This is a genomic window from Exiguobacterium sp. E17S, from assembly GCF_057772545.1.
Window position 1 is genome coordinate 1 of sequence record NZ_JBYLRU010000012.1, and the last position, 4,862, is coordinate 4,862.

The 4,862-nt window shown below is 36.7% G+C and carries 5 protein-coding genes; 1 reads left to right on the forward strand and 4 read right to left on the reverse strand.

Going from position 1 to position 4,862, the window contains the following annotated elements; all coding sequences use genetic code 11:
- The 3 genes from mobV to AC3B4V_RS16100 all read right to left on the reverse strand — a co-directional run.
- A partial coding sequence (mobV, locus tag AC3B4V_RS16090; RefSeq protein ID WP_488378865.1) for a MobV family relaxase occupies window positions 1-838 on the reverse strand: 838 nt, incomplete at its 3' end.
- A 1-nt stretch (window position 839) separates the two neighbouring features.
- Window positions 840-1,625, reverse strand: coding sequence for a hypothetical protein (locus AC3B4V_RS16095; protein ID WP_488378866.1), 786 nt, complete (start codon window positions 1,623-1,625; stop codon window positions 840-842).
- A gap of 1,084 nt (window positions 1,626-2,709) precedes the next feature.
- A complete protein-coding gene (locus AC3B4V_RS16100; RefSeq protein WP_488378867.1) occupies window positions 2,710-2,892 on the reverse strand; it encodes a hypothetical protein in 183 nt (60 codons plus the stop codon).
- 538 nt (window positions 2,893-3,430) lie between these two features.
- Between AC3B4V_RS16100 and AC3B4V_RS16105 the strand changes: the two genes are divergently transcribed.
- Window positions 3,431-3,886 carry a replication/maintenance protein RepL gene (locus tag AC3B4V_RS16105; protein ID WP_488378868.1) on the forward strand — a complete coding sequence of 152 codons (456 nt, stop codon included), beginning with the start codon at window positions 3,431-3,433 and terminating at the stop codon, window positions 3,884-3,886.
- Window positions 3,887-4,025: 139 nt separating this feature from the next.
- On the opposite strand, the gene AC3B4V_RS16110 is transcribed toward AC3B4V_RS16105, so the two are convergent.
- A partial coding sequence (locus tag AC3B4V_RS16110) for a hypothetical protein (protein WP_488378869.1) occupies window positions 4,026-4,862 on the reverse strand: 837 nt, incomplete at its 5' end.

Below are 4,862 nucleotides of genomic sequence, written 5' to 3' on the forward strand. Positions count from 1 at the left end.
ACTCCATTTCAGGAACTACCATCATCGCGAGTTCTTTCATTCGTTCGAAATCATCCTGATCTATCACGATCTTCCCAGTTTCTTTACCGAAGATATTTTTTTGTTCTTCAAATTCCAAGCTATCAATTCGTTCTACTTTATCGAACAACTCTTTTAAGTCTTCTTTTTTGGCTTCCAGTAGCTTTGTTTCGCCTTGAATTGTTTCCCGCTGCTGTTCGGCCATCAAGACTGCTTCTTGAGATTTGAGGACTTTGTATGTGGCCGTATCAATGTGCTGAGCCTTTGATCCTTCTTTTCCTCGCTCAATTTCGAATCCATGTTTTTTTAAATGTTCAGGAAGAAGGGTCTGTATTGCTTTCAATTCAATACGATTAAATACGTTTTTACTTTGAAGTTTGCCATCTTTCATAGGTACGATTGCGATATGAGCATGAGCGCCAGCACCCTTTAATTCATCAAAGTGAGCAACAGAATAGAGAACGTTCTGTTCTCCAAATCGTTCTTTAAAGAAATCGGTAGAGACTTCAAAGAACCTTTCTTTTTCGGATTGACTCATATCTTTGAAAAAATCACGATCAGAACCAACTACGAACTCATTAAAAAACACAGCATCTTTTCTTAAAGCACGTTTACTCTCATTTTGGGATTCAAATGTCTCTTTCCATTTTTCCATATAGCTGATGTGTTGGGTATTGATATAGTCTCGATTGAGATGGGATAGTGAAGCATTGATGTCCGGATTAGTCTTACTTTCTCGTTCTCTTTGATTGTGGATTTGATAACCTTTTACGTCATTTTTCTTTACTTTCGCCATCCTACATACAAGTTTTGAAGCCATTTCAGTACCCCTTCATACCATTTTTTTTCGGATAAGGACTTTCCCAGTCTTCACTATGATTATTGATTCCTACGAGCGCATATATATCGGAAGGATCAGCAGCGCTACTTAGATAAGGGTGGAAATAATGATTAATAACTACTCTATTGAAAAATCTTTGAGAAAGTTTTTGCTTAAAATAAGTGTGACCATTAGCTTGAATTTTGCATAAAATCAATTCTGCTTCTCTAAACTGACCTTTTAGATCAGCTATGTAGTAATATTTTTCTTCGCCGGCTCCCATATAAGAAAGTTTTATCGGGATTTTTAAGCTAGTGAATGTTTTTCGTTTACCTACTTCAAAATCGAATTCATCTATGCTGTCTTTTTTATAAATAATTTTCGATCCATAACCCTTAAACACCAAAGTTACTTTAATGTCAGTCGAAGCTATTTCACCTTTATTCATCAATTTAATTAGCAACATTTGAGGGGTAAATCTATCATCAAACAATTTTCCGTTATCTGATTCTCTGACAACTCTAGATAACATAGGCTCAGGAAGACCTTTTGTAGAGTTAATCCAGTTTAATTCTCGTAATTCATAATTGAAATCTACATGTGTTAAATCAATAGAATTATCGTATTTACTTAGAAGAGGAGTTACAGAAAGCTTTGAGTAACCCATTTTCTTATTAAATCGGAAAACAGAAAATGCAATGGAGATTGAAACCAAAGATAAAATTGTACTACCCGATAATCCTTTAAGTGTTTGAATAACCCAATCATAAATAAAGCTTAGATCCATAAAATCGCCCCCAGTTTTCCGCTTTTGAATTTTGTATAGTATAGCGCACTATACTTTACTTCGTAAAGGTGCGCTCTCCGAGGGTCAAGATTGCCGTCGATCCGACGGTCGCTGCACGCATCGAAAGTTCAAGAGCCAACACAAATGATTTCCTCAATCCTTAGGATTGAGGAAATCACAGAGAGAAAAACCTTTAAAAACATAGCCGGCGCCTCGCGCCTCCTTTTAATGATTTGTCCTTGTTTCACAGGACCGAGTCAACGTCTGTTAAGGAGGAGGTGACGTAGCATGACGACTTTCATAGAGTTAATTATGATTACACAATTACTGATTGCGACTTATTTAGATATCACGAAATAAAAAGTAGGTGTCTCAACGTGAGACACCTACTTTTTTTACTGAGCTCTTTGATCTTCTGGAAGAAGGTTGCCGCTCACTTTTTATTCCGCACAAGAATTGACTTCGAGCCTCTGTTCCCCCGAACCCCCTAACCCAACGTCTCCGAGTTGCTTCGCCCCTCTGGGAGCCACTTGGGTGAGTGTGATCAGGGGAACCTCTCGAAGTAAACTCTTGCTTACGGCATAAATCGTTTGCTAATTACTTAAATTTATTCTTCAAAATTTAAGATAAAGCACAGACAAAAAACGCTGTCCAGTCAGCGTTTTTACCGTTTCAATACTTGTATTCACAGTGTCTAAATGATAAGTTAATTATACAATGTATAATAAGAAAAATAGGCAAAGGATCTAAGTGTCCTACCACTCAGATCCTAACAGAACGTGCTTATTTGCTTTTTCGGCGAGTCTTGACTTTAAAAGTTAAGACTCTTTTTTGTCGTCATCGGAAGGATTTTTTTTATTCAGTAAAGTTAAAAGTAAAACGAGATCCAATGGATCTAAAGAAAGGTTAAACAACTCGACTGAATAATTAAAAATCAATTCCATGTTTTGTGCACCCCCCGTCTTATTGCCTTAGGGGCAAAGGGTACACGTTCTGAGCCATAAGCTTATTATAACCGATTATTGCAACAGATAAAAAGGCTGAAATGATACATCGTTCGTCCAAACGTATGTTCTTATTATTTTTATGCTTTAAACCAATCTTTATGTGAAGAATTATCAGCATCAATCAATGTGACCCCACTATGATCGACTTCGAGTATTTCAACTTTCATTACTAATCCTTCAACCATTTGGAGATATTTCAATCTTTCAATGGCAGCCCACTTTTCCGGATCGTAATTCGCCGGATTCAAATCTACTCTCATCAAATCCCCTCCTGATTACGTCTAAAACGCTCATATTTTGATTTTAAGCCCCTTCGCTACGTCTTGATAGGTTTTTCTACGGCTCAAGCCGTAAATGCCCTTAAAATCGATTTTAAAGAGCATTTTAGAAGACTAAAACCCTCGTTACAAGTGAGAACGAGAATGTTCGACAAGTTCATGTGTACTGGAAGATCGGTGGAGGTTCTTGAGCGAAGCGAGAGATACGTCCAGCGGTCTGACAGTCCGACAAACGAAATGAAGGCTTAAAAGCCGGAATGAGTGCGTTCAGTTCTTTGAGAAAGAGGAAATTTGTACTGTTTTTATCGAATTGAGGGAACTGTATTGATATAGAAGAGAGCGTTTTTTTTATAAAAGCGCTCTAAAGCCTTGAATATCAACGTTTTTCTCTATTTTAGGCACTTAATAATACGTTAGTAGGCACTAAGCTATTTTTAAGTGCTAATTAATGTTGCTTTTATCTTTTACTTAAATTAGAATTAAGTAAAATCGTTGGAGGTGACATTTATTGGATTCGAACATGGAGTATCAGTCCGACACACAAACCTTGTTAGGGAAGAAAGAAAAGGTATACATCGACACTGAAACTGGTGAGAAAATTTACGCTGAACAAATCACTAAAAGAGCATATGGTCAAAAGCAATTTTGGAAGATTTACTTGATGGATTTTCTTCACATTTTAGGGCTAGCTGATTCAAAGCAGATTGACGTTCTGATCTACATACTTCAGAACACTGAACAAGCCAATAATACGTTTGTAGGAACGTATAAGAAAATCGCTAGAGAAGCCAACGTTTCAGAACCAACAATCGCTAAAATCATGAAGAAACTTCAAGAAAATCATTTCATCATCAAAGTCCAAAATGGTGTGTGGCAAGTATCTCCTAACATCATGATGAAAGGTTCAGACCATAAAAAAAGTCTTTTGTTAAACTACTATGACGATAGTATGAAACCAGAAGATGATTCAAAGTAAAATGCGTTTGCAAGGCATTTTACGAACAAAAGCCCCTGAAAAGGGGCTTTTTACTTTGAAACAAGATGATTCAAATTTGGCACACGATGTAGCAGAAATGATACATATATGTGTCACTGGGAGATACATAGGATAAGAGTTATCGTTCCATATCGCGATCTTTTTGACGCTTTTGGATCATTGCTTCCCGTTCTGCCTTCAACTCCGGAATTAATTCTTCGGATCTCTTATTAATTTCCTTTGAATCCAACGTATGATCGAGGACGATATTTTGATTATCAGGCATTTTATCGACTAACCATTCTCTTGTTGCTCGATGAATGGATACTCTCAAAATATCTTTCCAGTTGGCTACTCTTTCTTCGACAAGTTTATCGAATCGTTCTGTCATTGCTTTCACATGTTGGAACATTTTTTGAAGTTCTGCTTTTAAACTATTATTTTCCTCGACTAGCCCCTTATTGGTCACTTTCAGTTCGTCACGTTCCTTTTCAAGCCAACTAGACTCACCCTTTAGAGTATTTACATGACGTGTCACGACTCCAAGTTTACGCTCCAATTTTTCGGCTTCTTCGAGGTATTCATTCTTAACTTTGACTTGTTTAGCTAGTTGCGTTGCATGATGCTCCTTCAATTCGCTCACTTTTTCTTCTAAACGTTTTGTTACCAGTTCTTCTACAACATCGTCTAAACCCTCTTTATAACGTTTCGCTTGAATAAATAGAGTGTCATATTTCTTTTGAAGAATGTTGATTCCAATATCATGTTTCTTTTCGAGACTATTGATTTTGTCGTCTTTTTCTACAATTTTCGATTGTAGAATGTTTACTTCTCTTTGTAATTCTTTGTTTTTGAACTCCATTTCAGGAACTACCATCATCGCGAGTTCTTTCATTCGTTCGAAATCATCCTGATCTATCACGATCTTCCCAGTTTCTTTACCGAAGATATTTTTTTGTTCTTCAAATTCCAAGCT